Source organism: Bacillus sp. SB49 (genome assembly GCF_000469135.2).
Classification (GTDB): Bacteria; Bacillota; Bacilli; order Bacillales; family Halobacillaceae; genus Halobacillus.
Genome location: NZ_CP048117.1, coordinates 1,248,894 through 1,272,338, shown reverse-complemented (window position 1 = coordinate 1,272,338; position 23,445 = coordinate 1,248,894). Strand labels below are relative to the sequence as shown.

The 23,445-nt window shown below is 50.0% G+C and carries 28 protein-coding genes; 11 read left to right on the top strand and 17 right to left on the bottom strand.

Annotated elements, in window-relative coordinates; translation table 11 throughout:
- Positions 1-29: 29 nt before the first annotated feature.
- The 3 genes from M662_RS06635 to M662_RS06625 all read right to left on the bottom strand — a co-directional run bounded on the left by M662_RS06635 (position 30) and on the right by M662_RS06625 (position 1,342).
- Positions 30-479 carry a GNAT family N-acetyltransferase gene (locus M662_RS06635; protein ID WP_026578436.1) on the bottom strand — a complete coding sequence of 150 codons (450 nt, stop codon included), beginning with the start codon at positions 477-479 and terminating at the stop codon, positions 30-32.
- 50 nt (positions 480-529) lie between these two features.
- The gene (locus tag M662_RS06630) at positions 530-667 is read right to left on the bottom strand and encodes a hypothetical protein (RefSeq protein ID WP_161484893.1); all 138 of its coding nucleotides are present in this window, start codon (positions 665-667) and stop codon (positions 530-532) included.
- Between the two features lie 144 nt (positions 668-811).
- Positions 812-1,342, bottom strand: coding sequence for a hypothetical protein (locus M662_RS06625; protein WP_026578435.1), 531 nt, complete (start codon positions 1,340-1,342; stop codon positions 812-814).
- A 93-nt stretch (positions 1,343-1,435) separates the two neighbouring features.
- Here M662_RS06625 and M662_RS06620 point away from each other — a divergent pair, with 93 nt between their 5' ends.
- Positions 1,436-2,215 carry a MerR family transcriptional regulator gene (locus tag M662_RS06620; RefSeq protein ID WP_008638020.1) on the top strand — a complete coding sequence of 260 codons (780 nt, stop codon included), beginning with the start codon at positions 1,436-1,438 and terminating at the stop codon, positions 2,213-2,215.
- On the opposite strand, the gene M662_RS06615 is transcribed toward M662_RS06620, so the two are convergent.
- From M662_RS06615 to M662_RS06605, 3 genes are read right to left on the bottom strand one after another with little or no spacing between them, the layout of a single operon-like run.
- Positions 2,127-3,344 carry a type III PLP-dependent enzyme gene (locus M662_RS06615; protein WP_035388461.1) on the bottom strand — a complete coding sequence of 406 codons (1,218 nt, stop codon included), beginning with the start codon at positions 3,342-3,344 and terminating at the stop codon, positions 2,127-2,129. The genes M662_RS06620 and M662_RS06615 overlap by 89 nt on opposite strands.
- A gap of 7 nt (positions 3,345-3,351) precedes the next feature.
- A complete protein-coding gene (locus tag M662_RS06610; RefSeq protein ID WP_026578434.1) occupies positions 3,352-5,256 on the bottom strand; it encodes an IucA/IucC family protein in 1,905 nt (634 codons plus the stop codon).
- Positions 5,253-7,022: an IucA/IucC family protein gene (locus M662_RS06605; RefSeq protein ID WP_026578433.1), complete on the bottom strand. Its 1,770-nt coding sequence runs from the start codon at positions 7,020-7,022 to the stop codon at positions 5,253-5,255. The genes M662_RS06610 and M662_RS06605 overlap by 4 nt, the downstream gene beginning before the upstream one ends.
- Positions 7,023-7,227: 205 nt before the next feature.
- Between M662_RS06605 and M662_RS06600 the strand changes: the two genes are divergently transcribed.
- Together M662_RS06600 and M662_RS06595 are read left to right on the top strand one after the other, a co-directional pair.
- Positions 7,228-7,974 (top strand): IucA/IucC family C-terminal-domain containing protein, encoded by a 747-nt coding sequence (locus M662_RS06600; RefSeq protein WP_008638016.1) that lies wholly within the window; start codon positions 7,228-7,230, stop codon positions 7,972-7,974.
- Between the two features lie 167 nt (positions 7,975-8,141).
- Positions 8,142-8,324, top strand: coding sequence for a YjzC family protein (locus M662_RS06595; RefSeq protein WP_008638014.1), 183 nt, complete (start codon positions 8,142-8,144; stop codon positions 8,322-8,324).
- Positions 8,325-8,384: 60 nt separating this feature from the next.
- Here the strand turns inward: M662_RS06595 and M662_RS06590 are convergent, their stop codons facing one another.
- Both M662_RS06590 and M662_RS06585 read right to left on the bottom strand, forming a co-directional pair.
- Positions 8,385-8,606: a hypothetical protein gene (locus M662_RS06590; RefSeq protein ID WP_026578432.1), complete on the bottom strand. Its 222-nt coding sequence runs from the start codon at positions 8,604-8,606 to the stop codon at positions 8,385-8,387.
- A gap of 75 nt (positions 8,607-8,681) precedes the next feature.
- Positions 8,682-9,020 (bottom strand): avidin-fold protein, encoded by a 339-nt coding sequence (locus M662_RS06585; RefSeq protein ID WP_008638010.1) that lies wholly within the window; start codon positions 9,018-9,020, stop codon positions 8,682-8,684.
- A gap of 137 nt (positions 9,021-9,157) precedes the next feature.
- Here M662_RS06585 and M662_RS06580 point away from each other — a divergent pair, with 137 nt between their 5' ends.
- The 3 genes from M662_RS06580 (at position 9,158) to M662_RS06570 (ending at position 10,442) form a co-directional block, all read left to right on the top strand.
- The gene (locus M662_RS06580) at positions 9,158-9,475 is read left to right on the top strand and encodes an ArsR/SmtB family transcription factor (RefSeq protein ID WP_026578431.1); all 318 of its coding nucleotides are present in this window, start codon (positions 9,158-9,160) and stop codon (positions 9,473-9,475) included.
- 64 nt (positions 9,476-9,539) lie between these two features.
- Complete coding sequence (locus tag M662_RS06575; protein ID WP_008638006.1) at positions 9,540-9,968, top strand: DMT family transporter; 429 nt, start codon at positions 9,540-9,542, stop codon at positions 9,966-9,968.
- 12 nt (positions 9,969-9,980) lie between these two features.
- Complete coding sequence (locus tag M662_RS06570; RefSeq protein WP_008638005.1) at positions 9,981-10,442, top strand: DMT family transporter; 462 nt, start codon at positions 9,981-9,983, stop codon at positions 10,440-10,442.
- A gap of 15 nt (positions 10,443-10,457) precedes the next feature.
- On the opposite strand, the gene M662_RS06565 is transcribed toward M662_RS06570, so the two are convergent.
- Positions 10,458-10,955, bottom strand: coding sequence for a GNAT family N-acetyltransferase (locus M662_RS06565; protein WP_081694925.1), 498 nt, complete (start codon positions 10,953-10,955; stop codon positions 10,458-10,460).
- On the bottom strand, positions 10,955-11,611 hold the full coding sequence (locus tag M662_RS06560) for a class I SAM-dependent methyltransferase (RefSeq protein WP_026578429.1): 657 nt from the start codon (positions 11,609-11,611) through the stop codon (positions 10,955-10,957). Before M662_RS06560 ends, M662_RS06565 begins: the two co-directional genes overlap by 1 nt.
- A gap of 361 nt (positions 11,612-11,972) precedes the next feature.
- Here M662_RS06560 and M662_RS06555 point away from each other — a divergent pair, with 361 nt between their 5' ends.
- Genes M662_RS06555 through M662_RS06540 form a run of 4 tightly spaced genes read left to right on the top strand, consistent with a single transcriptional unit; the run spans position 11,973 to position 16,519 of the window.
- Positions 11,973-13,211 carry a M20 family metallo-hydrolase gene (locus M662_RS06555; RefSeq protein WP_026578428.1) on the top strand — a complete coding sequence of 413 codons (1,239 nt, stop codon included), beginning with the start codon at positions 11,973-11,975 and terminating at the stop codon, positions 13,209-13,211.
- A gap of 11 nt (positions 13,212-13,222) precedes the next feature.
- Positions 13,223-14,830, top strand: coding sequence for an amidohydrolase (locus M662_RS06550; protein ID WP_026578427.1), 1,608 nt, complete (start codon positions 13,223-13,225; stop codon positions 14,828-14,830).
- A complete protein-coding gene (locus tag M662_RS06545) occupies positions 14,827-15,048 on the top strand; it encodes a DUF3311 domain-containing protein (protein ID WP_008637993.1) in 222 nt (73 codons plus the stop codon). The genes M662_RS06550 and M662_RS06545 overlap by 4 nt, the downstream gene beginning before the upstream one ends.
- Before the next feature lies 1 nt (position 15,049).
- A complete protein-coding gene (locus M662_RS06540; RefSeq protein ID WP_026578426.1) occupies positions 15,050-16,519 on the top strand; it encodes a sodium:solute symporter family protein in 1,470 nt (489 codons plus the stop codon).
- Between the two features lie 36 nt (positions 16,520-16,555).
- On the opposite strand, the gene M662_RS06535 is transcribed toward M662_RS06540, so the two are convergent.
- Genes M662_RS06535 through M662_RS06525 form a run of 3 tightly spaced genes read right to left on the bottom strand, consistent with a single transcriptional unit; the run spans position 16,556 to position 17,573 of the window.
- Positions 16,556-17,155, bottom strand: coding sequence for a hypothetical protein (locus M662_RS06535; protein WP_026578425.1), 600 nt, complete (start codon positions 17,153-17,155; stop codon positions 16,556-16,558).
- A 21-nt stretch (positions 17,156-17,176) separates the two neighbouring features.
- Positions 17,177-17,392 carry a hypothetical protein gene (locus M662_RS06530; protein ID WP_008637990.1) on the bottom strand — a complete coding sequence of 72 codons (216 nt, stop codon included), beginning with the start codon at positions 17,390-17,392 and terminating at the stop codon, positions 17,177-17,179.
- Positions 17,393-17,417: 25 nt separating this feature from the next.
- Complete coding sequence (locus M662_RS06525) at positions 17,418-17,573, bottom strand: hypothetical protein (RefSeq protein WP_161484892.1); 156 nt, start codon at positions 17,571-17,573, stop codon at positions 17,418-17,420.
- A 92-nt stretch (positions 17,574-17,665) separates the two neighbouring features.
- Between M662_RS06525 and M662_RS06520 the strand changes: the two genes are divergently transcribed.
- Complete coding sequence (locus M662_RS06520; protein ID WP_008637989.1) at positions 17,666-17,860, top strand: DUF4177 domain-containing protein; 195 nt, start codon at positions 17,666-17,668, stop codon at positions 17,858-17,860.
- A gap of 154 nt (positions 17,861-18,014) precedes the next feature.
- Here the strand turns inward: M662_RS06520 and M662_RS06515 are convergent, their stop codons facing one another.
- The 4 genes from M662_RS06515 to M662_RS06500 all read right to left on the bottom strand — a co-directional run bounded on the left by M662_RS06515 (position 18,015) and on the right by M662_RS06500 (position 23,265).
- Entirely contained in the window at positions 18,015-18,839 is an 825-nt protein-coding gene (locus M662_RS06515) for an undecaprenyl-diphosphate phosphatase (protein WP_026578424.1), read from the bottom strand.
- Positions 18,840-18,852: 13 nt separating this feature from the next.
- Positions 18,853-19,464, bottom strand: coding sequence for a DedA family protein (locus tag M662_RS06510; protein WP_026578423.1), 612 nt, complete (start codon positions 19,462-19,464; stop codon positions 18,853-18,855).
- 510 nt (positions 19,465-19,974) lie between these two features.
- Positions 19,975-21,447: a sodium/proline symporter PutP gene (putP, locus tag M662_RS06505; protein ID WP_008636458.1), complete on the bottom strand. Its 1,473-nt coding sequence runs from the start codon at positions 21,445-21,447 to the stop codon at positions 19,975-19,977.
- Between the two features lie 546 nt (positions 21,448-21,993).
- Complete coding sequence (locus M662_RS06500) at positions 21,994-23,265, bottom strand: hemolysin family protein (RefSeq protein ID WP_026578422.1); 1,272 nt, start codon at positions 23,263-23,265, stop codon at positions 21,994-21,996.
- Positions 23,266-23,445: the final 180 nt, after the last annotated feature.

The window sequence follows — 23,445 nt, the reverse complement described above, 5'->3', positions numbered from 1 at the left end:
ATATTTGGTTTATCTAATAACAGGAAACCCTACCTAAGCTCTTTATACATAATTACATGCGGCCCTAGGGAAGGATAGTCAAAAGCTTCTCCGAAAGGTTGAAAACCAAGCCTCTCATAATATTGCTTTACAGAAGTCCTGCCTTTACACCAAAGCAGATCTGCTGCAAGATGTTTCAATTCGCTCTCTCCAAAGGTCACTACCTCCCTTCCTGCTCCCTTCCCTCTATATTCTTCGACAGTAGCCATAGCCCTTAATCTATATGGATGAGAGTCTGCCAATTCCGGATGAGATTCAGGATAAAAAGAAGCCACACTGACCAATTCTCTTTTATGGAACGCACCTATATGAAATGCCCCGGAATCATGATCCGTATCATATTGACATGCCTGAAACGATTGATGTGGTCTGAGTATTTGGTGTCGAAGATGGTACGTTTGTTCTGCTTTAATTCTTTGCACTTTGAAATGGATTTCCATTAGAAAAATCACTCCCATACTTGATTACAAGAGGGGTTCACCTAAGGCCTCTAAAAAACATCCCATCCCTTTGACTTCGGGTCCCCATCCACTTCTCTCCCTCCTGCTATTCTCTTCTTCATGCAGCCTGCAAAATGGTTGGAAACTTCCTGATCATACTTCCATCTATCCATACTTTCGTTAACCATTCGTCCCTCACCTGCTTCCATTCCTCTTTCAATCCATTGATGATCCTCCAGAGAGAGTTTTTTAATTTGGCAGGAGTGGCTCCCATAAAACTATTCGGCCCTGAAATTATCAACGAAAAAAAGAGCGGAAGCCGTGCTCCGCTCTTACTTCTTCGGCCATAGGAAATGACTTAAAGCGATCAGGAAATCCGCTCCGAGGACAAGCGACCAGATCCGCCAGACGCCGAAGAGCGCTTCGGTTCTCTCCGGATCGCCGATCAACCAGATCAAGACCCACAGGAAAGCGGACCCGATCGCATAAGCAAGGATGTGCTGCAGAAAGCTTTTGAAGTAATGACGCGCATACTCCATCCCTTTGCGTTTCTTTGGTTTCGGACCGGATTTCGTAACATAATATTGAAAGCGTTCGTCCGCCCAGCGGATCATGCTCTTCCCGAACGCGATGGATACTCCGATATAAACCGCTGCCACAGCGTGGATCGTCGTCGCCGTCGCCCCACGATAAAGATCGACGCTTGTCGCGATGAGAAGAAGGAGATCGATCACCGGTGTAAGGGCGAGGAAGAACAGCCCTGCCTTCTCCTTTCCTGCGACGTAGCGAAGCACAAGTCCGAGCAAAATGACGACCCAAAATCCAATTTCACTGAAAACAATCAACCAGCCGATACTATTCAAAAGCTACCTCTCCTCTGCTGCCAATCTATGGTATTCTCATCATATAGGATGACGTTACGTCACCTGCAAGTTTTTTTGGAGGTGTTTTGGTAAATGGGCTTACATACGACAGGAGAAGTAGCGAAACATTTGGATATTACGGTGCGCGCGGTCCGGTATTATGACCAGATTGGATTAGTATCACCTGCTGCCAAAGACCCTTCCGGCAGAAGGCTCTATTCCGAAGAGGAGGTCAGGGAGCTCGAGAAGGTGCTGCTCCTGAAGTCGCTTGCCATGGGGCTTGACGATATCGAGAAGATCCTCAAGGAGACGACGATTGCCGAAATCCTCACCCTTAATGAAGCAAAGCTCCGGGCATCGATCGCCGATCTGGAGCAGTCTTTGGGGCAGAACGAAGCATTGAAGAACTCGCTTCGCCTCGAAGGGACGATCCGATGGGACGCGCTGCTTCCGCTCGTACGGGACAACAAGCAGCGGACGGATCAAAACCGCTGGAACCATCATTTCAATGAAGAGGAGCAGATGCTCTTGAAGCAGGACCTTCCGAAAATGGAAGAAGCGGAAACGAAAAAATGGATCCGCCTTGTTGAGCGGACCCGGATATGTATCGAGCGGGGCATCGGTCCCGATTCAATCGACGGCCGCTTGATCGCCGAAGACTGCCTTGCCCTGTCTGCAGGCATGCTGGGAGATGACCCTGTTCTCATCGATAAATTCTGGCAGGCGCGTAAATCCGAGGAGACGTCCGCGGAGCTCGGACTCTATCCCGTGTCTCTGGATATTCTCACTTTTCTCGAGGAAGCGTTCCAGCATCTTCCTGAGCAAGCACTTCCCCATCCCGAACATACACGTGTTCCGGGTGGGGATGACTGAGAAAATCGTGATGGGAAATCGTCCATGCGTAAGCTCCCGCGTATTCGAAAATAACGATATCGCCGGCCCGCAGGTTGTCCACGTAATCACCGCGAACGAGCACGTCGTTCGGCGTACAGAGTTCTCCGGCGATCGTGACATTTCCCTTCTCTACACCAGGACGCTTGAAGGGATACGGCCATGATTCGACCGAATGAATGCGGAAAGGATGGCTCATCTTCCAGGCGGCCGGCAGCCGTAAATGATGGGTACCGCCCCGCACGACGGCAAACCATTGGCCGTGGTTTTCTTTCACATCCAGCACTTCCGTCACATAATAACCACTCGCTGCCGTCAAGTAACGTCCGATTTCCAGGATAAGCGTCCATCCCTCCGGATCCAGCCGGTGCATACCGGCGGCGAATGCTTTCCAGTCAAACGGTTCTTCCGGGTTCCAATAGTTGATACCGATCCCTCCGCCGATATCGATGATCGAGGCTTTCAACCCGTAGCGCCGGCGCCAATCGTCTGCTTTCTCTACGCAGAGCTGGACAAATCGCACGTGTGCTTCTGCATCGAGATTGTTGGACATGGCATGGAAATGAAAGCCTGCAATCGACACTCTGCTTTCTTTCTCCGACTGCTTGATGCAGGCCGCCACATCTTCCTCCGACATTCCGAACTGACTTGGAACACCGGACATCATGTGGTGGCTTTCCGGTACGTCGCTGCTTAAGTTGACGCGGAGCAGGACAGGAATGGATATACCTTTTTCCTCAGCTAAATGGGCAATGCGGTCCCAATCATGGGTGCTTTCGACGTTGATATAACGGACACCTTCCTCCATCGCAATCTCGATTTCGCTCTGCTTCTTCCCTGGGGCACCGAAGACCATCGGCTTTCCATAGGCAGCCGCTTTGGCGATCTCTCCCCCTGATGCGACATCAAACCCGTCGATGATCGGTGCGAGCGTCTTCAGAAGGTGTCGGTCCGGATTCGCCTTCATCGCGTAAAAGAAGGAACAAAAATCCGGGAGCGTCTCCTTGATCATCCCGGCATGCTTTTCGAGCCGGGTAAGATCATACACATAGGCACAGACAGGATTCGAATGATCCTGTCTTTCTTCTATATATCTTTCGATGGCTTTCATCTTTCTGTCATCCTTTAGCTAATGGATTCGGCACAGCATTATAGCCGTACCCTTTACTTGCTGTCAGACGCATCGTCGCGAGCGATTTATGCATGACGGCAGGCTGGTATAAAAACGCACGGTCCGTCTCCACCGCTTCCGGCGCATCTTCCATAAGCGACGTCAAGACACGATCGGACACCTCTCTCACAGCCTTCCAGTACTGCGCTTCTTCTTCAGAAGAGGTGACGAGCTGCTTAATGATCTCTCCGAAATGGTTTTGGAATACGGTGTAATACAGCTTGTTGTGCATATCAGAGATGTCGTTGGTAATCGAGACGGAATCCGGTGCGAAGGCGGGCTTCATTCCGTGAAACCGGAGTCGTTCTGTATATATCCTGGCCCCGCCCCAGTCCCGGAAGAAAAACCTGGTGAGCCGGCCGTCCTTGAAAACCGGAATGCTGTTCTGAAGATGGCCTTCCAGGGCGACTCCATATTTGACCATCAGCGTCAAATAACCGGGAAGCACTTTTTCTACATAGTCGATAAAGAATTCGAGCCGGGATAATGGTGAGTTCTCCACGATTTCTTGAATGATCGTTCCGTTGTACATCGGAGACTTCGCATACAGCGCCATCCCGGCAACGGCCGCCTCTCCCTGTTCCAGTTTGTCATCGATGCTTTCCCGGATCAGCATCGTCAAGTTCCTGCTTTTCAGCCGGTCATCCGTATGAAAAGCGGCTCCGCCAAGTTCATACAGGGGAAGAAAACCGTCAAGCTGCGGCTCCCGCTCAAGGATTGCCGCCAGCATTTCCGAAAAGACGGTCGTATTGAGCGCGGTCTGTGTAGAGATTGACCGGACTGTGGAAGTCATCTGGCTGTTGACGGCAAGCTTCAACACCGGGGCACCCTTCTTTTTGGAAGTGACCGTCCGGAAAGAGGAAGTGGCATCGACCGGCAGAACCGTTCCAGGAAGAAGAACAACGTCCCCGGAGGCACATTCTTCCTTATAAATGTCAGGGATGGCATGCTCGAACTGCCACGGATGGACAGGCAGAATCTCATAATCCTGAGCCGGAAGCCCTCTCGCCGCCAGTTCCTTCCCCGCCTCCTGTAAACACTCTGGATAGCAATCAGCAAGCAGGGATGCCTGGGTCGTCTTGATCACCCGGTTCTGCCGGACGGCAACAAACCGGAGAGCGAAAGACTGTCGGAACTCAGGGGAATAGCGCAGCACATCCGAATAGCTCAGTCCCAGCTTCGTCTTCGCCCCAGGATGAAGATGGTGACCGTCTGTGACAAGCTGTTCAAAGAAAAGACTCGGTTCCCTGAAATGGGAGAGGGCATATTCGATTGTCGAAGTTCTGCCTGCAGCCTCTTCTCTCACGCTCGTCGCCCACTGCTCCTGATTCATCAAGGCAAGTGTCAGATTCGCCGCTCCGTTATTAAGTTCCCTTATGAACGTATCCACATTCGGATACTTTTCCCTGCTGAAAAGCAGTCGGGAAAGCTCCGACGCCGTTTCGACAGGGCGATAACTTCCAGCATCGAAATAGACGACTTCTCCGGTCGTGTGGACACGCTGGAAAGCAGATTCACCATCGACGGCGAACATTACGCCGTAAGTTCCGAATGTTACCGCTTGATAAGTAAGCTCGGGTTGGAAGTCATAGCCTTGCAGTCCGTTGTACATAGAGGGAAGGACGGCACGGTTCAACTGTCCTCCCTCCGTTTTTACCGGAATCGCAGCGGCCTTCTCATACGCCCCGTCGATATTCTCACGGAAATAGGCATCGGACAGCTTTTTCACTATTCCTCTTCTGCCTTCCGGAAGGTATTCGAGAAATCTATCCACCTCTTCGGGATGCTGCTTCTGTAAAAACTGCAGACAATCCGCTTCTTCCTTCAACAACGATCGTTCTGTCACGGTCATCGTCCACGCACCTCGCTTTCCTTTGTAAACGGATTCGGCATATCTACATAGCGATTCTCCGTCACTTCATTCTTCAACCGCATCTGCACGAGCGCCTTCATCCGAGCCGGCCGGTGCAGGATTCGCTGGATATCTTCCCTTGCTTCTTCCGACAGGCGGACGGCCGTTTCCTTGATTACCTTCTCCACTTCCGCCCACAGACCGTCTTCGGCACATCCGGTCTTTCTTGCCAACTGTACGATAATTTCACCGAGATGGTTATGCAGCACCGAATGGGTAAAGATATCAAGCAGCTCTTCGGTATCATCAGTCAGCAAATTGGTGCTTGCATCAATCGGTACATCACCGAAATGTTCAGCGAGCCGCTTCTCCAGCACGCGGATGCCGCCGTGATCACGAAGGATCGTCCGCAGCGGATGCCCGCCTTTGAAGACGACCACTGCATTCTGGAGGTGCGCTTCCATAGCGATCCCGTATTCTCCTAACAGATGCAGCACTCCAGGCAGAAGCGCTTCGGCATAGCGGCGGATGAAGGAACGCGGAGATCCTGCCCGTTCCGATGCTTCCTCCGCAATCGTTTTTCCGGACACGGGAGAAGGCGCGAGCAGGGAAGCCCCCGGAATCGCTACTTCCTCATCACCTAATGCATGCTCCGGATTTTCTCTTACAATAGCCGCCAAATTTTTCTGAAAGAAATGGACATCCTCCACTCCTGTGGACGGTTGATAATGGATCGCTGCCGGTTCTTTCATGGTGCTCAAATGGGAGCGTAATGCTTCATCGGACTCAAGCAAATCCTTGAAAAACCGGGAAAGCATCGGCCCGTTGTAAGTGGATGCGGCAGACACCGTCCGCACCGCACTCGTCATTTGGATGTTGACGGCTGTTTTAATATGGTGCTTCCATTGATTATTTAACGGTGCAAGGGAGCGGAAGGAAATGAGCGCAGCTGTCGCAATGTCCGCGCCTTTTACACGCTTGATTCTGCCGGCTTCTATATCCGCTTGGTAATCCTTAACGATCGTATGCTTCCACTGCCATGGATGGACGGGAATTAAAGCATAATCATCAGGATGGTTTATCTCAGACAGGAAGGCTTTTTCCACTTCTGGATATTCCGCAAAAAGAATTTCTTTCACCGTTTTCCCCTCCATGAGGGTCTCCCGGAATAACTGTTTATGAACGGCGACGGGAATAACCGCCGGTGTCCCACCCCACTCCGGAGCATACAGCCTTGCTTCTTTTTCGGACAGGCCGATCCTCGTTCGGGCGCATGGATGAATCGTGTGTCCCTGGATGACCAGCTGTTCGAAAAATGTCAGAGGACTGAACATTTTTGATTTTTTTTGGAGAACATAAGAAAAAACATCCGATACACCGAGCGCTTCGGCTTCTTGTTCCACTTCCTGGTTCCGTTCTTCTGACGCGGTGAGTGCAAGTGCGAGATTCCGGACACTGTTCTTCACTTCTATATAGAAAGGATCATCCGTCGGCAGGAAGAGACCCAGGACCTGCAGCGGGTCCGTTATTTCCTGCACATCTTCTCCTTCCACATACTGAACGCGGGCGATATCGAGCTGCCCAAGCCTGTATGTATGGGTGATCTCTACCTCCAGTGCCGCTTTGCCGATTGGAAATGCGGCCCCGTTTGGAAGGAGATCGTATGGATAGGCCTTTTCCCTGATCATCGCCTGCATTAAAAGGTGAAGAATGATCCGGTCGGCTTGATTTTGTATGTAGGTGGTACGATTCGTTTCGTTATGCATTGGGTTCTTTCCTTTCCATCTTGATACGGACTACCCTATTCCCTCTTTCCAGCCGGGTTAATCACCATAGGCTTAGCTTACGACGAGACGGGCACATTATGCCTGTTCGAATAGTTGAGAGGAACGCCATCTTCTTTTATAATTGAAAGTAGTTCTCATTTCCAGCGTTATGCCTGGAAAAATCCAAAATGTAGGAGTCATTTTCATGAATACTGCATGGGAGCAATTAAAACAGGACCACCGGTTCTATATCGGCACGGACCATGAACATAAAATTACACATGAGCTGGAAAGCCTCATCGACCATAAACCGGCATGCCGCGCTTTATTGGAAGCTCAGAACGAAGGGTTGGCAGCCCCCGACCTATCGATCACCGGGCTGTTGTTCGGGAAGATGTATTCGGTCATGACGATGGGCATGTACGAAACGATCGTGAAATACGGGCTCGTCATCGATGCTTCGCCTGAGAATATCGGCATCGAATGCTTGGAAAAAAATAAAATGAACTACGTCATCCGTGAAGAAGCGGTGGCTTCCATCGAAGACTTGACCGAAGAAGAAGTGAAGGATCGTATCCGCCGGTTCATTACGGAGAATCTTCAGCCGTTGTTCCAAACGATTGCGAAAGCATCGAACTGCAAATCGACGCACATGCGCTCGATTGTCAGTCACAACCTGCACCAACGGAGTCTCGCTTTCGCTGAAGAGCACCCGGAGAAGAAAGACTTCGCGGAAAAAGTCCTGCACTGGTTCACTTCCGAAGAGCTGTTTGAGGACGGCACGGTCAACCCACTTCACTTCGAATTCCGCTTTTTCGAAAAGGAGAACGGTAAAGGGACCTACGTGCGCAGACACTGCTGCATGAAGTACATGCTGCACCAGGGAAACAAGAAGAACTGCTGCCCGACCTGCCCACTCATATCCGATGAGGAGCGGGCGGACAGACTGTAGATAAAGCAGAGAAAAGATACAAAGGCTCTTTCCCATAGTCCCTTCTGCTCACCCCTCCTACAAATGTAACATTTTGGTAAAAACATGTTTTCGATTGGTTTTATCTGGATATATAGCCTATGTGCGCACACAAAATATAACCAAAATCGGAAAGGATGTTTTTACAAATGGCAGACCGTTACAAGACTGGAGAACAGGCACCTGAAGCAGGAACATACCAATTTGACGGATTAGTAGATGGTGGCAGTGGAGATGTGACGGAAGATGAAAAACATATCGAACTGAGCAACGGGGATACATTCCCTCCGCTTCGTTCCAACAAAGAAGCTGCATATTGGAAAAAAGCCTGACCGAATGAACACATAAAAGGTCCTGAGCTCAAATCGAAGCTCAGGACCTTTCCTATGCCTTCATTTCTTCCGTCCGCCATCAATCACCTGGAAGGTCGTCTTATCATCCGGATGCCGGTCGAAAGCGACGATCGTAGCTCCGACTCCGATCCGAAATGATCCGTCCTGGTCTATGGAGAACAGCGTCCCTTCCTCTTTCACATGAATCGCCTGGACATTGTGTTTGGCGAACAGCTCCTGTATATCACCGATCAGCTCGTCCTTCCCATAAGTGAATCCCATGCCCATCCACTCCCTTGAAGTAAGTCATTGACTATAGGATATGTGACAGGCGGCCGGGACATACCTCCATTTCACTTAAACTTCCCGGATCAATGATTCCCCTCTTGTCTGTGCCTTATCATTCCACTGCCAGCTTTCCCAAAGTTCCAATTTCCCTTCCTTCGTTAAGACTGGTGTCGAGACGCATGATCCGCCGCGGATTTCCTTCTGGTTATTAACATGGTTGTAGCGGAATTCCAGCGTATCGTCCTCCTTGACGATTCCGACCAGACTCCCTTTCACAATGTCGCCTCCGCTGTAATCCGCGTAAATGATGCTTTCTTCCTGATAATAATGGAACGTCGTTTCTGCGGATACTTCCCCGTCCTCCGTATTTTGGACGGATACAAATGTTTTGTTATGTACATCAATCATGTGTGCTTCCTCCTTTAGTTACGATTCTATTTCATTCGACATTCCGAAGGCATCCCCTCTGTCTCGGCCCTTTCTTTCTTATTTTTCCCGATGCCGTCTTTTTGACAGATCGAACATCATCGATTAGTATAGTCCCCATGGAAAACTACGTAGAAATTTTCAAAGTGTTGGCCAACGAAAAACGTTTGGAAATGCTCCGGTGGTTGAAGGATCCTATGACTTACATCGACAAGCCGGCCGACCACCTTTCGGAAACGATTCATCACAAAGGCGGCATATGTGTTGGAGATATCCAGGAACAGTCCGACATGTCCCAATCGACGGTCTCGCATTATTTGGCGATGATGCAGAAAGCAGGGCTGCTGGAATCCGAACGTCACGGGAAGTGGACCTACTACCGGAGAAATGAAGCGGTCATCCAGAAAGTGGCTGCCTACATGAAAGAAGAGCTGTGAGCTCTTTTTTTTGTTTTTCATATCGACATTATTCGAATTGTAGATATAACAGGAGGGGAAAATCATGAAACTATGGATGTATATCGTCGCACTGATTGCAGGTTTGTCTTTGAGCATCGAAGGGGCGATCTATGGAGAACTTGGTCAATCCATCGGGAAGCTCGAAGCAAGCTTTTATAACTTTCTGGTCGGTTCCATTATCCTTGGAATCGTTCTCTTATTTTTAGGAAAAGGCTCCTTGTCCTACACCTTCCAAGCACCTAAATGGCAGCTGACCGGAGGACTGCTGGGAATGACCTACTTAACGATCTTGGTCATCGCCGTACCACTTGTCGGCGTCGGTGCAGCCATGATCAGCGTCATCGTCGGGCAAATGGCGATGAGCATGGTCATCGAGCATAAGGGATGGCTCGGCAGTAAAGCACGGAAAGTCAAAAAAGAAAAAATCATTGCCGTCCTATTGATGGCGGCCGCACTGATTCTGATTTATTAAGGAGGAGAAAAAATGGGGATTCTTTTAGTAGCAGCTTCTGTGATCGGTGGAGTGCTTCTCAGCTCCCAATCCTCGATCAACGGAGCATTCAGTAAACACGCAGGTACGTATGAGAGTACCTTTATGACTTTTTTCACCGGAGCGTTGATGCTGGCCATCGTCGTATTATTCTTCGGACAGGGGGATTTCCTCGCCGTCCTTGATGCGCCGAAGTGGCAGTTGACGGCCGTCTGGTTCGGTGTCGGATACTTGTTCCTTACCATTCTCGCCGTGCCGAAGATCGGTGTCATCGCAACGAATATTGCGACCGTCATCGGACAGCTTGTCGGAGGGATCATCATCGATCACTTCGGTTTGTTCGGCGGTCTCCAAATTTCTTTCGACTGGCAGCGGGGCACAGCGATCGTACTGATGCTGATCGCACTCCGACTGATCTATGTCGCGGATAAAAAGACAGTCCAAGAAGCAATGTAAGAACAGGAGCGGATGTTATCCGCTCCTTCCCTTTAGATCCTTTACGAACAAAACCCGCTCCACCCCTTTCCCGTCATAATCCACATGTACCTCTACACCATCCACTACTTTATCTCCAGGAACGACGGTAAATCCCATCCGTGTATGATAAGCGATTGATAAACGATTGACTGGAGACGTAATCGCCCGTACCCTCAACCTGCCATGCTCCACCACTTTTTCAAAGAACCTGTCGTAAAGCGCGGCCGCTATTCCCAGCTTTCGATAAGCCGGGTCGACCCCCACAAAATGAATATACGCTTCCTCCTCCCGTGATTGGGATAAGAAACCGATTAGAAAGCCGACGATTTCCCCGTTCACCTCCACGATAAAGCTGGTGTCCTGAAAGTGATCAAAGAAAAGTTTCGGCAGGGACAGCTCCCTGCCTCCCCACCACGCTTTCATCTTTCTTGTGACGACGGCATGATCGGAGGAGCTGCAGGGGCGCATGGTCCCGTCTCCATTCCATTCCATCATTCTGCCCCCTTTTTTCTGGCAGCAACGAACCATAGGACGAGATCTTCCCGCTGTCCCGAGGGATACAATTCCGTCTGAATATGCTCCCTGCATTCAAGCAGTGTGTACCCGTCCGGAAGCTCGTCCATCACGGCCCGTTTATCATAGAAGCGCAGGGTCTTCCCGTTATGGTGGAACGTATGCGGCTCTACTTCCGCCCCTGTTCCATAATTTTTCTTATCTGCTGTGGAAAGGCACGTAAACAACAGCAGGCCTCCCTTATGCAAATGCTTATCGCACGCTGCGAGCACCTTCTTCCGATCTTTCTCCAGAAAAAGATGCAGGACGTTCGACAGGAAGACGGCATCAAAAGATTCCCCGGCAGCCATTTCCCGTATATCCATCCGCTCATACCGCAGCTGTTCCATTACCTCCGGTTTATCTGCCGTTGCCTGTCTGAGTGCCTCGGACGATACATCTGTTCCGAGCACATGGAAACCTCTCTCGGCAAAAGCGCGACTGTTCCGGCCGTACCCGCAGCCCGGTACGAGGATCGATCCGGCGCCATTCACGACGAGAAAAGGCAGAGCGAGTGCCACGGAAGGACACGGCTGATCGCCCCATAGTTTGCCTGCTTCATAACGTTTATCCCAATAGCTTTTTACCGTATTCATCTGCTTCCCCTCTTTCCTTGTTTGCGGCCGATCTTCACAGATACCCGCCTTCTTTCTTCATACATTCCACAAGATCCGAGTGCTGCCTTCACTTCTTCTTCAAACAAATGGTTTCAGGTGATGGATGAAAAATCCCACCGATCGTCATCTCCTTGGAAATTATTACATATTATCCAAAACCGACATTTTGTCATTTAAAGACAGCAGCCTCCTAAACCCTTTGAATCCAAGCTTTAAGCAGTATGTAAAGACAATCTCTCTCCTCTATTATACAGAATAATCAAACATCTTTTGACATTTTGTTAATTGTCGGATAATTCCGAACTTGATATAGTGAGTACAAATAAGGAGGAGAGCAGCGATGGAAATCAATGATACGAGATACGAGAATCATATCAATACGCTTGCGGAGATAGGAAAAATCGGAGAAACCGGCGTCTGCCGCCTCGCCCATTCGAAAAAAGACCGAGAAGCGGTGGATATCGTCAAAGGCTGGATGGAGGAAGCCGGCCTTGAAACGAAGATCGATACATTCGGTAATCTGATCGGCCGGAAAGAAGGAAAAAATCCCGACCTTCCGATTTTGATGATGGGCTCGCACATCGATTCCCAACCCTACGGCGGCAGGTATGACGGAACGGCCGGCGCACTGGCTGCTATTGAAGTGGTACATACGATGAAAGACAAAGGCATGCAGGCGGAGCGAACGATGGAAGTCGTCTGCTTTTCGGATGAAGAAGGTTCCCGCTTCAACAAAGGGGTATTCGGTGTTCGAGGATTGATCGGTCAGCTGGAGGAAGGCGAACTTCAACGGAAGGACAAAGAGGGCGTCACACGCTTGGAAGCGCTGCGGGAGTTCGGCGTCGAACCGGACCTTTCCCAAAGCCCGGTGTATAAACCAGGTGATATTGAAGCCTTCCTGGAAATGCACATCGAACAAGGACCTGTGCTGGAATCGAAGGACAAACCCATTGGTATTGTGTCTGCTATTTCCGGACCGATCTGGCTGACCGTTACCTTGGAAGGATTCGCCGGACATGCAGGGTCCGTACCAATGAACATGCGCCAGGACGCTCTTCTTGGGGCGGCATCCATCATTAAGAATTTCAACGCACTTATCCAAGAGGAAGGAACGCCGAACACGGTCGGGACCGTCGGAAGCATCGAGAACTTCCCGAACTCAAGGAACATCATTTCCGAGAAGGTCTCCTTCACGATCGATCTCCGCGATATCGATGTCGAAGCGCGTTCGAATTTAGAGAAAAAGACGCATGCCATCATCGAAACAGCTGCCACGGAATATAACCTGGAGTTCTCCGTCACGGAAGATACGAAGAGTGAACCGAGGTACTGCGCAGACTGGATCAAAGACATCATGAAGGAAGAGGACGATAAACTCGGCTATGACTCTCCCGTCTTGATGAGCGGTCCGTTCCACGATGCGTTGTTCATGTCGTACATCAGTGATTACGGAATGATTTTCGTCCGCTGCGAAAAAGGGATCAGCCACAACCCGCTGGAATTCGCAGAAATGGACGATTTGACTAAAGGGGTCGAACTGCTCTACCAAACAGCATCACGCATTGCCAACATCGACTAGGAGGGACAACGATGCAAGCGACACGAGTATTTATCAACGGGGAAGTGTTCACATCCGATCATCGCTTCTCGGTTCACGAAGCGGTCGCCATTGGCGGAAACCGGATTCTTGGAGTCGGTACAAATCAGGAGATACAAGCTTTTGTAGAAAGCGGTACGGAGGTGACAGACCTGGAAGGACGGACGTTGATGCCGGGGTTCATCGACGCGCACGCCCACCTCGAACTTTACGGAACGAATCAGCTCGGCGTAAACGCCAAAGCGGTCCATTCGATTCCGGAACTGCTGGACCAGCTCTTACTGGAAGCAGAGGATATACCGAAGGGACAATGGATCCGGGGCTGGGGGTATAACCAGAATCATCTGGCAGAACAGAGACACCTGACGAGAGATGATTTGGACAAAGTGTCCACCTCGCACCCGATCATCGTCGTTCGAACGTGCGGGCACATCTCCTGCGTCAACACGAAAGCTCTGGAACTGACGGGTATCACCGATTCAGTCGTCGATCCTCCAGGAGGTAAGTACCACCGTGACACCAGCGGCCGTTTGACCGGACTTTTATTGGAATCCGCCCATATGGCCATGTTCCAACACGCGGACTACTCCGAAGAAGAGGTCCAAAAGGGTCTGGCGATCGCTTCCGCTGATTTTCTTGAATTAGGAATTACAAGCGTCCACGATGCCGGCGGATATGGAACGAAGCATATCCGCTATCTCCAAAAAGCGGTACAGGAAAAGACGCTGAAGCAGCGCATATACGCTCTTTACGGTTCGCTTTCGGACTCCGTTTCCATGGTGGAGGCCGGCATCCGGAGCGGGATGGCTACAGGTGTCGGGGATGACTCTTTCCGGATCGGGCCTGCCAAAGTGTTCATTGACGGCAGCAGCAGCGGTCCGACGTGCAAAATGCGGGAAGGGTACACAAGCAATCCTGCAGATTCCGGTATGCTCTACATGGATCAGCATGCCCTCGACAGAAGCCTTCTCTCCGCTTATGAACATGGCTGGCAGCTTACGGCCCACGCCATGGGTGATCAAGCAGTGGACATGCTTTTGACCACGCTTGAAAGAGCCCGGTCTGGACGTCCCGGCACACGTCACCGCATCGAGCACAGTGGGTTCACACCGGCTGATCTCGTCCAGCGCCTGAAAGCAGTCCGGGCGGTACCGATCCCGAATCCCGCTTTCCTGCACGAATTCGGTGACGGTTACCGGAAAGACTACGGGGATCGCATAGAAGCGATGTTCCCCTTGCACGCCTTCGCTCAAAACGATATCCCATTTGCAATCGGTTCGGACAGTCCGATTACGACCGCCGATCCGTTCGTCGGCATTCATGCAGCCATCACCAGACAATCGAAGTCCGGACGGTCCGTCGGCGCGGAGCAGGGAATCACTCTGGAAGAAGCGCTTCGTGCCTATACGTGGGGAGGGGCCTATGCAAGCGGTGAAGAGGATGTGAAAGGAAGCCTTAAGCCCGGAATGCTTGCAGACTTGATCATCCTCGATCGCCCTGTCCTGAATACTCCTATCCAGCAACTTCCTGAGGTGACCGTCGATGAGACGATCCTGGATGGAAAAACCGTCTTTCACAAACTAAAGGAGGATGTCTATTGAGCAAACAACAATTCGTTAAACTCTACTGTCTATCACTGCTTGCCCCTTTCTTATTGATGGTGTTTCCATTATTCGCCATCGGAAACAGGGAGACTCCCTTCATCATCGGGCTCCCCTTCTCCGTTTTCTGGGTGATCTTCTGGATCATCATCACATTCATTATCGTCCTATTCCTGTATCGTCTCGATCCGGACAAGGACGAAGAGGAGGTACAATGATATGACACAATGGCAGATCGCAATGATCATGATGATCGGTTATTTAGTCGTCGCCTTAATTATCGGTGTCCTGGCCGGGCGCAAACAGGACAAAGAGTCGTTGGAGGAATTCACCGTTGCAGGCGGAAATCTGGGACTCTTCGTCATGTGGTTCCTCATGGGAGGAGCCGTCTTCAGCGCTTTCTCCTTCCTCGGCGCTCCAGGATGGGCGTTCTCCCGCGGAGCACCCGCCCTGTACATCATCACCTACACCGCTTTCGCCATTCTTCCGTGGTACATAATTGGTCCGAAAATCGGTAAGATCGGCCGCAAGCACAACTTGTATACCGTCTCCGGCTTCCTGCAGAAGCGCTATTCCAGCCGCGGACTCGCGATGCTGATCGGTATCATTACACTGCTTGCTTCCATTCAATATTTAGCGACGCAGATGAAAGGAATGGCCTACATCTTCAACATCATGACCGAAGGAAGAATCCCGATTTGGCTGGGCGCCCTTCTTTCCTACGGCATCGTTGTCGTTTATGTCGCGACCGGCGGGCTCCGGGCGGCAGCCTGGTCGGATGTCTTTCAGGGAATTCTCATGATCGTCATTTCATGGACCGTCGGAATCACAATCGTCAACCAGCTGCATGACAGCATCCCGAACATGTTCCGAAATCTTACGGAATCGAATCCAGGCTTCCTCCAGATCGGAGCAGAAGGATCGACCATGTCAGCCATGGCCTATACGACAATGATTCTCGTATCGACCATCGGGTTCCTGATGTGGCCGCACTTATTCTCTAAATCCTACGCGACGAAAGCCCGGACGATCAAGAAGACAGTGCTTGTCTATCCGGTCTTCGCCCTGTTTCTAATTCCACTTTTATTTGTCGGTTTCGCCTCCGTCAACGTCATCGATCCCTCTCAGATCGGGTCACCGGATGAGATCCTTCCTTACTTGATCACGACCGTGATGAACCTCCCTGGATGGGTATACGGCCTTGTCGGTGCCGGAGCGCTTGCCGCCGCGATGAGTACGGCCGACGCCATCACCCACAGCGCCTCTCTTGAGCTGACGGACGGCTTCATCAAAAATGTCAAAAAAGATTTGTCATCGAAACAGACGCTTCTCATTATGCGGATCGGCGTCTTCGTAATCGGTGGACTCGCCTACTTCATCACCGTTTTCGGAGGACAGGGGCTTATCGCCCTGCTGCTCGGAGCTTATGGCTCCATTGTTCAATTTGCCCCGGGCGTGTATGCCGCCCTTTATTCTAAACGTGTCACTGCACCCGCTGTCGTAACCGGCATGATCGTCGGAACAATCGTCAACTACTACTACCAACTTGTCGCAGACAGCCAGCCGCTTGATATCAACCCGGGGATTCTCGGATTGCTTACAAATATTGCACTCGTCGTCATCGTGAGTGCCTTCACGCAGACGAAGGAGCTGGAAATGGCCGAAGAATACAGAAAGATAGGATCATGATAAGAATCCCCGGCTTGCCTCGCAGCCGGGGATTCTTCATTCTATATCGTGTTTGTTTTTGATTTGAAGCTCAAGGACAATCGCTTCTTCCGCCTGTTTCAGATCTTCAGGAAAAGTGTGAGCGTCCCCTATCCCTGGTGCTTCTAAGGAATTACCGGTGGAACCTTTCACATAGCCCACATAAAGGGGGCGGCCTTTTTCGAGAGTTTCTTCCTGTTCAAGAGATTGAAAGATATATCCCATCTCCTCCTTCTCCCCTTGACCACTGTGACTGGAAGCCACATACCCTTCCGGGGAACCTATGATGAAGTCCACTCCTTCCTCAGACCTCAACAGCTGGAACGAATGAAGTGCTTCCTCAAAGTCCCCTCCTTCCCAGGATTCAAAAGTAGACAGCGCCTCTGCCGTTTCTTTCCCATTCTCATAGGTCGTCATGGAAGCGACGACCACCTCATCTTCTCCAATGCTTCCATCAAGCGTGTAGAACATTTTGAAATCCGCATAGATCTGTTTTGCCAATACTTCTCCTTCTTCCGAAAGCTCCGCCGGCTTCACGGTAAGTCCACTGGAAGCCTGGCTGTTTTGACAGGCGGCAAGTACAAACAGAACGCCCAACATCCATCGTGTTTTCTTCATGATGGTTTCAAACCTCTCCTCTCAGCTGTTCGTTGTAAGCTCGACCAGCTTCTCTTCCCTTAGAACGATTTTGACGTTCCACCTCGGATGCATGACGAGGCTCCCGTCCTCATCCATCTCGAGTGCTATATGGATGTCGTCATCTTCTGCGGTAAGCACCGCCATCCGTTGATGGTCCTTATCTATGTATGGTTTCAAGCTCTTATCAAGAACCACATTCCATCCGAAAAAATCCATCCCCATTTCCTCCCTTTCCATCTCTTCAAAGTACACCGGAAGCGAAGAGAGCAATGGCAAGACTCAGCACGAATGAAAGGAACCAGTCCCGCTTCCCCGTCGTTTTTAGCAGCACATTCATTACAGAGCTGATGCTCATACATATGAAGAATATGATAACGATGAAAATGAAAGATACCAACCGTCTCCCTCCTCCCGATTATATCCTACCAGATTTTTGAAACAAACGTGTAGTTGATACGTATAGAAGAATATAATCTGGAGGTGTCGCACATGTATGAACATAAATTCATCAAGTTGGAACTATCTTCGTTACGCAGGAAGCCGGAAAATGACTACCACGAAGTCGTTCACGAACAGGCAAAGGACGGATGGGAACTGGTCCAGATCTTTGCACCAGGATCAAGCAGCTACGGCATTCCTTCCTACTATGAACTGATATTCAAACGCCAAAAAGAAACCTCCTGACTAAAGCCGTTCGTTGCAGGAGCACGCCCGGTGTTGATGTATGTAAAGAAAGAGGACACGAACCGGATGCCCATGGAAAACACCGCTTTTTCCGCAACCCCTCCTCTTATGAACAACAAAAAAGCTGCCATCCTCAAGGGGGCGGCAGCTTCCTTCAAAAATACAGCATATACAACAAGCCGGCAAGCAGGATTCGGTAGATGGCGAACGGAACGAGCTTGATCCTGTTGATCAGCTTCAGGAAGAAGCGGATCGACACAAGCGAAAACACGAATGCACTGATGAAACCGACGGCAATGAACGGAAACGCATCAACCGTGAAGTATTCCAGGTTCTTCATCAAAGACAGCCCACTCGCACCGAGCATGATCGGGACAGCTATGATGAACGTGAAATCCGAGGACGCCCGGTGGCTCATTCCGAGAAGCACCCCTCCTGAAATCGTCGATCCGGACCTTGAGAACCCCGGCCACAGGCCGATACATTGAAACAGTCCCATCCCAAACGCCTGCCGGTATGTGATGCGGTCGACCGTCATCGTCGTGTGTCTCTGTCCTTTCTGATAATAATCGGCAAAGATCATAAGGACGGCTCCGGCAGCAAGGCCGATAATGACCGTCTGAACGGAAAAAAGATACGTATCAATATAATCTTCAAATAGAAATCCGAGAATCCCCGCGGGAATGATGCCGACGATGACCTGTGAAAGCTTCAGCTTCGGTCCGCTTCTATCCACGGGCTTCCCTACGTGAAGCATCTGTTTGAATTTGTCTTTGAAAATGACGACAACAGCAAGGATGGAACCTAATTGGATGACCACTTTGAACGTGTTGGCGACCGGTTCGCTGAACAGCTCCTTGGAGTGCAGCCAAAGCTCATCGACGATGATCATATGCCCGGTCGATGATACAGGTGCAAACTCGGTCAATCCCTCTACAAAGCCGAGCACGACAGCAACAAGGAATACCCACAATCCCATTGACTTCTCTCCTCTATTTCTTCCTTCTTTTCTTCTTCAAGTACAGCAGAACGAAGAGAAGGAAGGCTATCCCCAAAAGGATATAGATAATGGTAGAATACACGTCCATATAGCGGACAACTTCCGTCCAGGACTCGCCTACAGAAGCACCGACGTTGACGAGTACGACATTCCATATCAATGTCCCTAGCGTCGTCAACAGCAGAAAAATACCGAGCGGCATGTTCGACATCCCCGCCGGAATCGAAATCAAACTGCGGACCAGCGGCACGAACCGGCAGAAGAATACCGTCCACGGGCCGTACTTATCGAACCAGCGGTCTGCTTTCCAGACATCTTCCTTCGTCAATCTCAACACACGCCCGTAGCGGTCGATGAGCTTCTCCATCCGCTCCACATCGAGCTGCAGGCCAATACCGTACAACACGAGCGCCCCGATCACAGAACCTGCCGTCGATGCCGCAACGACACCGGCCACGCTCATATAGGTCGAAGTCGTAAGAAATCCACCGAACGTAAGGATGACCTCTGACGGGATCGGTGGAAACACATTTTCCAAAGCGATCAGCAGTAAAATCCCTATGTACCCATAATTGTTCATCATATCCAACAGCCAGTTCTCCATGTCATTCCCCACTCTTTTTTCTATTTAGTGAAGGCTTATGAACAAACATTTCTTTCTATAATAAAGCTATTAGAAGACAAGCAGAAGTATTCGTCCACTGTCTTTACACAATATTTACAATACCACTTCCCATATAATTTACAATCCTGGTAAAAATGTCTGACCGACGACTCAGGAAGACATTCCACAGAACGAGTATTAGAAAAAGTACAGGAGCTCACCCTTAAATATTTCTTCACTCCATATAAAAACGGAATTTTCTGCCCTGACAAACACACTAGCGGCTTTCTTCAACTGATTATTAGAGGATAAATGTAGCAGGGGCGGAGGGAAATGGGCAGACTCCAGCGGGATTAGCGGAACAGGTGAGACCCCGGAAGAGCAACGCGATGAGGAGGCTCACCGGCCGCCCCGTGGAAAGCGTCCCATTTCCCGGAGCCCCTCCCCCCCCTAGATATACCTTCTTTAACAAACGAAAAGCCCCCTACCCAAGGATAGAGGGCTCACAGCTTATGCCTGTTTCATTTTCTCTTTATACTGATCGTACTCATCCTGCACGGATTGAGGCGGCTCTTTGCCGATCAGACTGACAATAATAATAGACAGGAAGGAGAACACAAACCCAGGGGCAAGCTCGTAAAGGTCGAAGATTCCACCTTCCAGGCTGCTCCAGACGATGACCGTGACGGCACCGACGAGAATCCCCGCTACCGCACCGTTACGCGTCATCCGCTTCCAGAACAAGGCAAGCAGAATCAACGGACCGAATGCAGCACCGAAACCTGCCCATGCATAACTGACCAGCTCAAGCACTTTACTATCGCGGTCATATCCAAGCAGGACAGCGATGAACGCAATTCCGATAACGGAAATACGGCCGACGATCATCTCTTCTTTCTGGCTCGCTTCTTTACGGAAGATCGCTTTATAGAAGTCCTGCGCCAGGGCACTGGAAGATACAAGCAGCTGGGAATCGACCGTACTCATAATGGCAGACAGAATCGCTGCCAGCAGGAACCCGGCGACCCATGGGTTAAACAATACCTGCGAGAACATGATGAAGACCGTTTCCGAATTGGCAAGCGGTGCATCAGCGAAATAAGCGATACCGGCAAAACCGACAAATATCGCGCCGAACAGGGAAATGATCATCCAACCCATACCAATCATCCGCGCTTTCGGGATGTCTTTCGTTGAACGGATTCCCATGAATCGTACGACGATATGTGGCTGTCCAAAGTAACCGAGTCCCCAGGCAAGCAGCGACACGACACTGATGACCGTCACGCCGGAATAGACGTCAAGATAAGACGTATCCATATTTCCAATTGCCTGGACGGTTTCATTCCAGCCGCCGAGTTCTTGAATGGCAACAATCGGTATGATAATCAACGCAAGGAACATCAAGATTCCCTGGATAAAGTCGGTCCAGCTCGCGGCAAGGAACCCGCCGAACAGCGTATAGGAAAGAATAACAGCGGCACCTACCCATAAAGCAAGTCGGTAGTTCATACCGAAGGAGTTCTCCAGCAGCACCGCACCTCCTACGAGACTGGAAGATGTATAGAAAGTAAAGAAGATCAAGATGATGATCGCAGATAATACACGAAGCACTTTCGTATGATCGTGGAAACGGTTCTCAAAGAAATCCGGAACCGTGATGGAATCCTTCGCGACTTCGGTGTAGACACGGAACGGCTTGGCAACGAACTGCCAGTTCATGAACGCTCCGGTAGCAAGACCGATCGCAAGCCAGATCGAGTTCATTCCGGTGAGGTACATCGCACCAGGAAGTCCGAGCATCAGCCATCCACTCATGTCCGAGGATCCGGCACTCAGGGCGGCGACACCAGGGGTCAGTCTTCTTCCCCCAAGCACGTAGTCAGACAGATCGCTCGTCAACCGGGCGGCGACGTAACCGACGATCTGCATCCCTACGAGGTATACAATAATTGCGATTAAGGTTTGAATGTTTATGTCCATTGGTGATTCACTTCTCTCCCTTTTCTGTAAAGAATGTAATGATGCATATGATAATTAACAACGGCATTGGAATAAGCAGCCAACACCATGTGGCAAGAGTTAAATCAAACTCCACAAATTACCCTCCTCGATGTTTACAACCTTATTTCAAAAACACATGTGGAGTAGTATAACATAAACGCGTATTCTGACAAAAACCGCACCATTTCGACGAAAAGAGGATGAAAGCGACACGATTCCCATCGGCCCCTTCCCCATCCGTCTCCATCCCATACCGCACCTTTGATAAAGCCCTTTCATGGAAAAAGTTCCGTCAATCACCCATTTTCTTTTAAACTGGTTAATTAGAACGCAATTCACATACATAAAAAAGATTAAAAAGACTTATATAAAAGTATATTTCTTACATAAATTAATAATTGAACAGAAAAAAATGGATGATAATGATAATATAAAGATTCTAAATAACTAGTAAAAATCCTTAAAAAGGAAAAGAACACCCGTAAAAAAAGCGTGCTTCCCTTATCGGAAGCACGCTTTTTTCAATTATAACGACAGTTTCACTTTTCTGATCTGCCCGTTTTCTTTGCTCGCCACTTCGAAGCTGTGCGGGCCGTGCTGAAGAATCGTACCTTCTCCGGCATCGACATCGTTTTTCAGAATCCATCCCGAAATCGTGTCGACATCTCCGTTCTCGAGCTCCAGTTCAAAGTAGTGGTTCACGTCTACGATCGACACTTTCCCATCGATCAGAAAGCTCCCGTCTTCTTCCTTGACGATCTCTTCCTCTTCTTCATCGAATTCATCCCGGATGTCTCCTACGATTTCTTCAATGATATCTTCGACCGTAACGATTCCCGACGTGCCACCATACTCATCTGTAAGCAGGACGAGCTGCGTCTTTTCCTGCTGCATCCGCACAAGCAGTTCACGAATCGGTATATTCTCAAACACGCTCGTCACCGGACGGATGAACCTCTCCAGCGAATCGACAGCGTCTTGACGAAAGAGCTCTTTAATATGAAGCACACCGATCACATGGTCTTTATCCCCCTGAATGACGGGGTACCTCGTGTACCTCTCTTCTTTGATGAAAGAGAGGGATTCCTCTAAAGGATCTTCCACATCCACAACGGCGACGTCCGTCCGGGGGACCATGATTTCTTTGGCCAGGCGATCATCGAAGTCGAATATGCGCTCGACATATTGGAATTCCGACTGGTTGATTTCCCCTTTTTCGTAGCTCTCAGACAGGATGTGGCGCAGTTCTTCTTCCGAATGCACGTCATCCGACTCTTTCGCAGTCTTATATCCGAACAAACGGATCAGCATATTGGCTGATCCATTCAAAAGCCAGATCAGCGGGTACATAATTTTACTGTAAATAATCAATGGAGGCGAAAGCATCAGTGTAATGGATTCTGCCTTTTGGATCGCCATCGTTTTCGGCGCTAATTCTCCTAATACCACATGTAAGAACGTGATAATGAAAAACGCGATAGCAAAGCTGATCGTATGAGATAAACCAGATGGTAAGTCAAGGCCGCTGAACAGCGGATGAAGCAGGACTTCCAGCGTCGGTTCGCCGAGCCACCCCAGTCCAAGTGCCGTGATCGTGATTCCCAATTGACACGCAGACAAGTAATAGTCGAGGTTCCCTGCCACTTTCAGAGCCGCTTTCGCCCGCTTGTTCCCTTCGTCTGCCCGTGCTTCCAACCTACTCTTCCTTACCTTTACAATCGCAAATTCGCTTGCAACAAAGAACGCTGTCAATAGAATCAACAGAGCCACTGCTGCAAGCTTCATCGACGTTTCCATAACCTATCCCCTTTATTCATAATATGTGTATCCTTCCTTGATCCATTTGTCCACAAGACGCTGTTCTCCATCCTCGATAGGCTTTCTCCTCCCTGATACAGATCCGCCGGGGAACGGCTTTATTGGAATACAAAAAAGACCTTCACCGTTTATAACCAGGGTAAAGGTCTCTACATGTAT

Bases quoted from the DNA above. Each gene is read 5' to 3' on its own strand.
- M662_RS06635 (WP_026578436.1), bottom strand. From the start codon at position 479: ATGGAAATCCATTTCAAAGTGCAAAGAATTAAAGCAGAACAAACGTAC.
- M662_RS06630 (WP_161484893.1), bottom strand. From the start codon at position 667: ATGGTTAACGAAAGTATGGATAGATGGAAGTATGATCAGGAAGTTTCC.
- M662_RS06620 (WP_008638020.1), top strand. From the start codon at position 1,436: ATGGGCTTACATACGACAGGAGAAGTAGCGAAACATTTGGATATTACG.
- M662_RS06615 (WP_035388461.1), bottom strand. From the start codon at position 3,344: ATGAAAGCCATCGAAAGATATATAGAAGAAAGACAGGATCATTCGAAT.
- M662_RS06610 (WP_026578434.1), bottom strand. From the start codon at position 5,256: ATGACCGTGACAGAACGATCGTTGTTGAAGGAAGAAGCGGATTGTCTG.
- M662_RS06605 (WP_026578433.1), bottom strand. From the start codon at position 7,022: ATGCATAACGAAACGAATCGTACCACCTACATACAAAATCAAGCCGAC.
- M662_RS06600 (WP_008638016.1), top strand. From the start codon at position 7,228: ATGAATACTGCATGGGAGCAATTAAAACAGGACCACCGGTTCTATATC.
- M662_RS06595 (WP_008638014.1), top strand. From the start codon at position 8,142: ATGGCAGACCGTTACAAGACTGGAGAACAGGCACCTGAAGCAGGAACA.
- M662_RS06590 (WP_026578432.1), bottom strand. From the start codon at position 8,606: ATGGGATTCACTTATGGGAAGGACGAGCTGATCGGTGATATACAGGAG.
- M662_RS06585 (WP_008638010.1), bottom strand. From the start codon at position 9,020: ATGATTGATGTACATAACAAAACATTTGTATCCGTCCAAAATACGGAG.
- M662_RS06580 (WP_026578431.1), top strand. From the start codon at position 9,158: ATGGAAAACTACGTAGAAATTTTCAAAGTGTTGGCCAACGAAAAACGT.
- M662_RS06575 (WP_008638006.1), top strand. From the start codon at position 9,540: ATGAAACTATGGATGTATATCGTCGCACTGATTGCAGGTTTGTCTTTG.
- M662_RS06570 (WP_008638005.1), top strand. From the start codon at position 9,981: ATGGGGATTCTTTTAGTAGCAGCTTCTGTGATCGGTGGAGTGCTTCTC.
- M662_RS06565 (WP_081694925.1), bottom strand. From the start codon at position 10,955: ATGGAATGGAATGGAGACGGGACCATGCGCCCCTGCAGCTCCTCCGAT.
- M662_RS06560 (WP_026578429.1), bottom strand. From the start codon at position 11,611: ATGAATACGGTAAAAAGCTATTGGGATAAACGTTATGAAGCAGGCAAA.
- M662_RS06555 (WP_026578428.1), top strand. From the start codon at position 11,973: ATGGAAATCAATGATACGAGATACGAGAATCATATCAATACGCTTGCG.
- M662_RS06550 (WP_026578427.1), top strand. From the start codon at position 13,223: ATGCAAGCGACACGAGTATTTATCAACGGGGAAGTGTTCACATCCGAT.
- M662_RS06540 (WP_026578426.1), top strand. From the start codon at position 15,050: ATGACACAATGGCAGATCGCAATGATCATGATGATCGGTTATTTAGTC.
- M662_RS06535 (WP_026578425.1), bottom strand. From the start codon at position 17,155: ATGAAGAAAACACGATGGATGTTGGGCGTTCTGTTTGTACTTGCCGCC.
- M662_RS06530 (WP_008637990.1), bottom strand. From the start codon at position 17,392: ATGGATTTTTTCGGATGGAATGTGGTTCTTGATAAGAGCTTGAAACCA.
- M662_RS06520 (WP_008637989.1), top strand. From the start codon at position 17,666: ATGTATGAACATAAATTCATCAAGTTGGAACTATCTTCGTTACGCAGG.
- M662_RS06515 (WP_026578424.1), bottom strand. From the start codon at position 18,839: ATGGGATTGTGGGTATTCCTTGTTGCTGTCGTGCTCGGCTTTGTAGAG.
- M662_RS06510 (WP_026578423.1), bottom strand. From the start codon at position 19,464: ATGGAGAACTGGCTGTTGGATATGATGAACAATTATGGGTACATAGGG.
- putP (WP_008636458.1), bottom strand. From the start codon at position 21,447: ATGGACATAAACATTCAAACCTTAATCGCAATTATTGTATACCTCGTA.
- M662_RS06500 (WP_026578422.1), bottom strand. From the start codon at position 23,265: ATGGAAACGTCGATGAAGCTTGCAGCAGTGGCTCTGTTGATTCTATTG.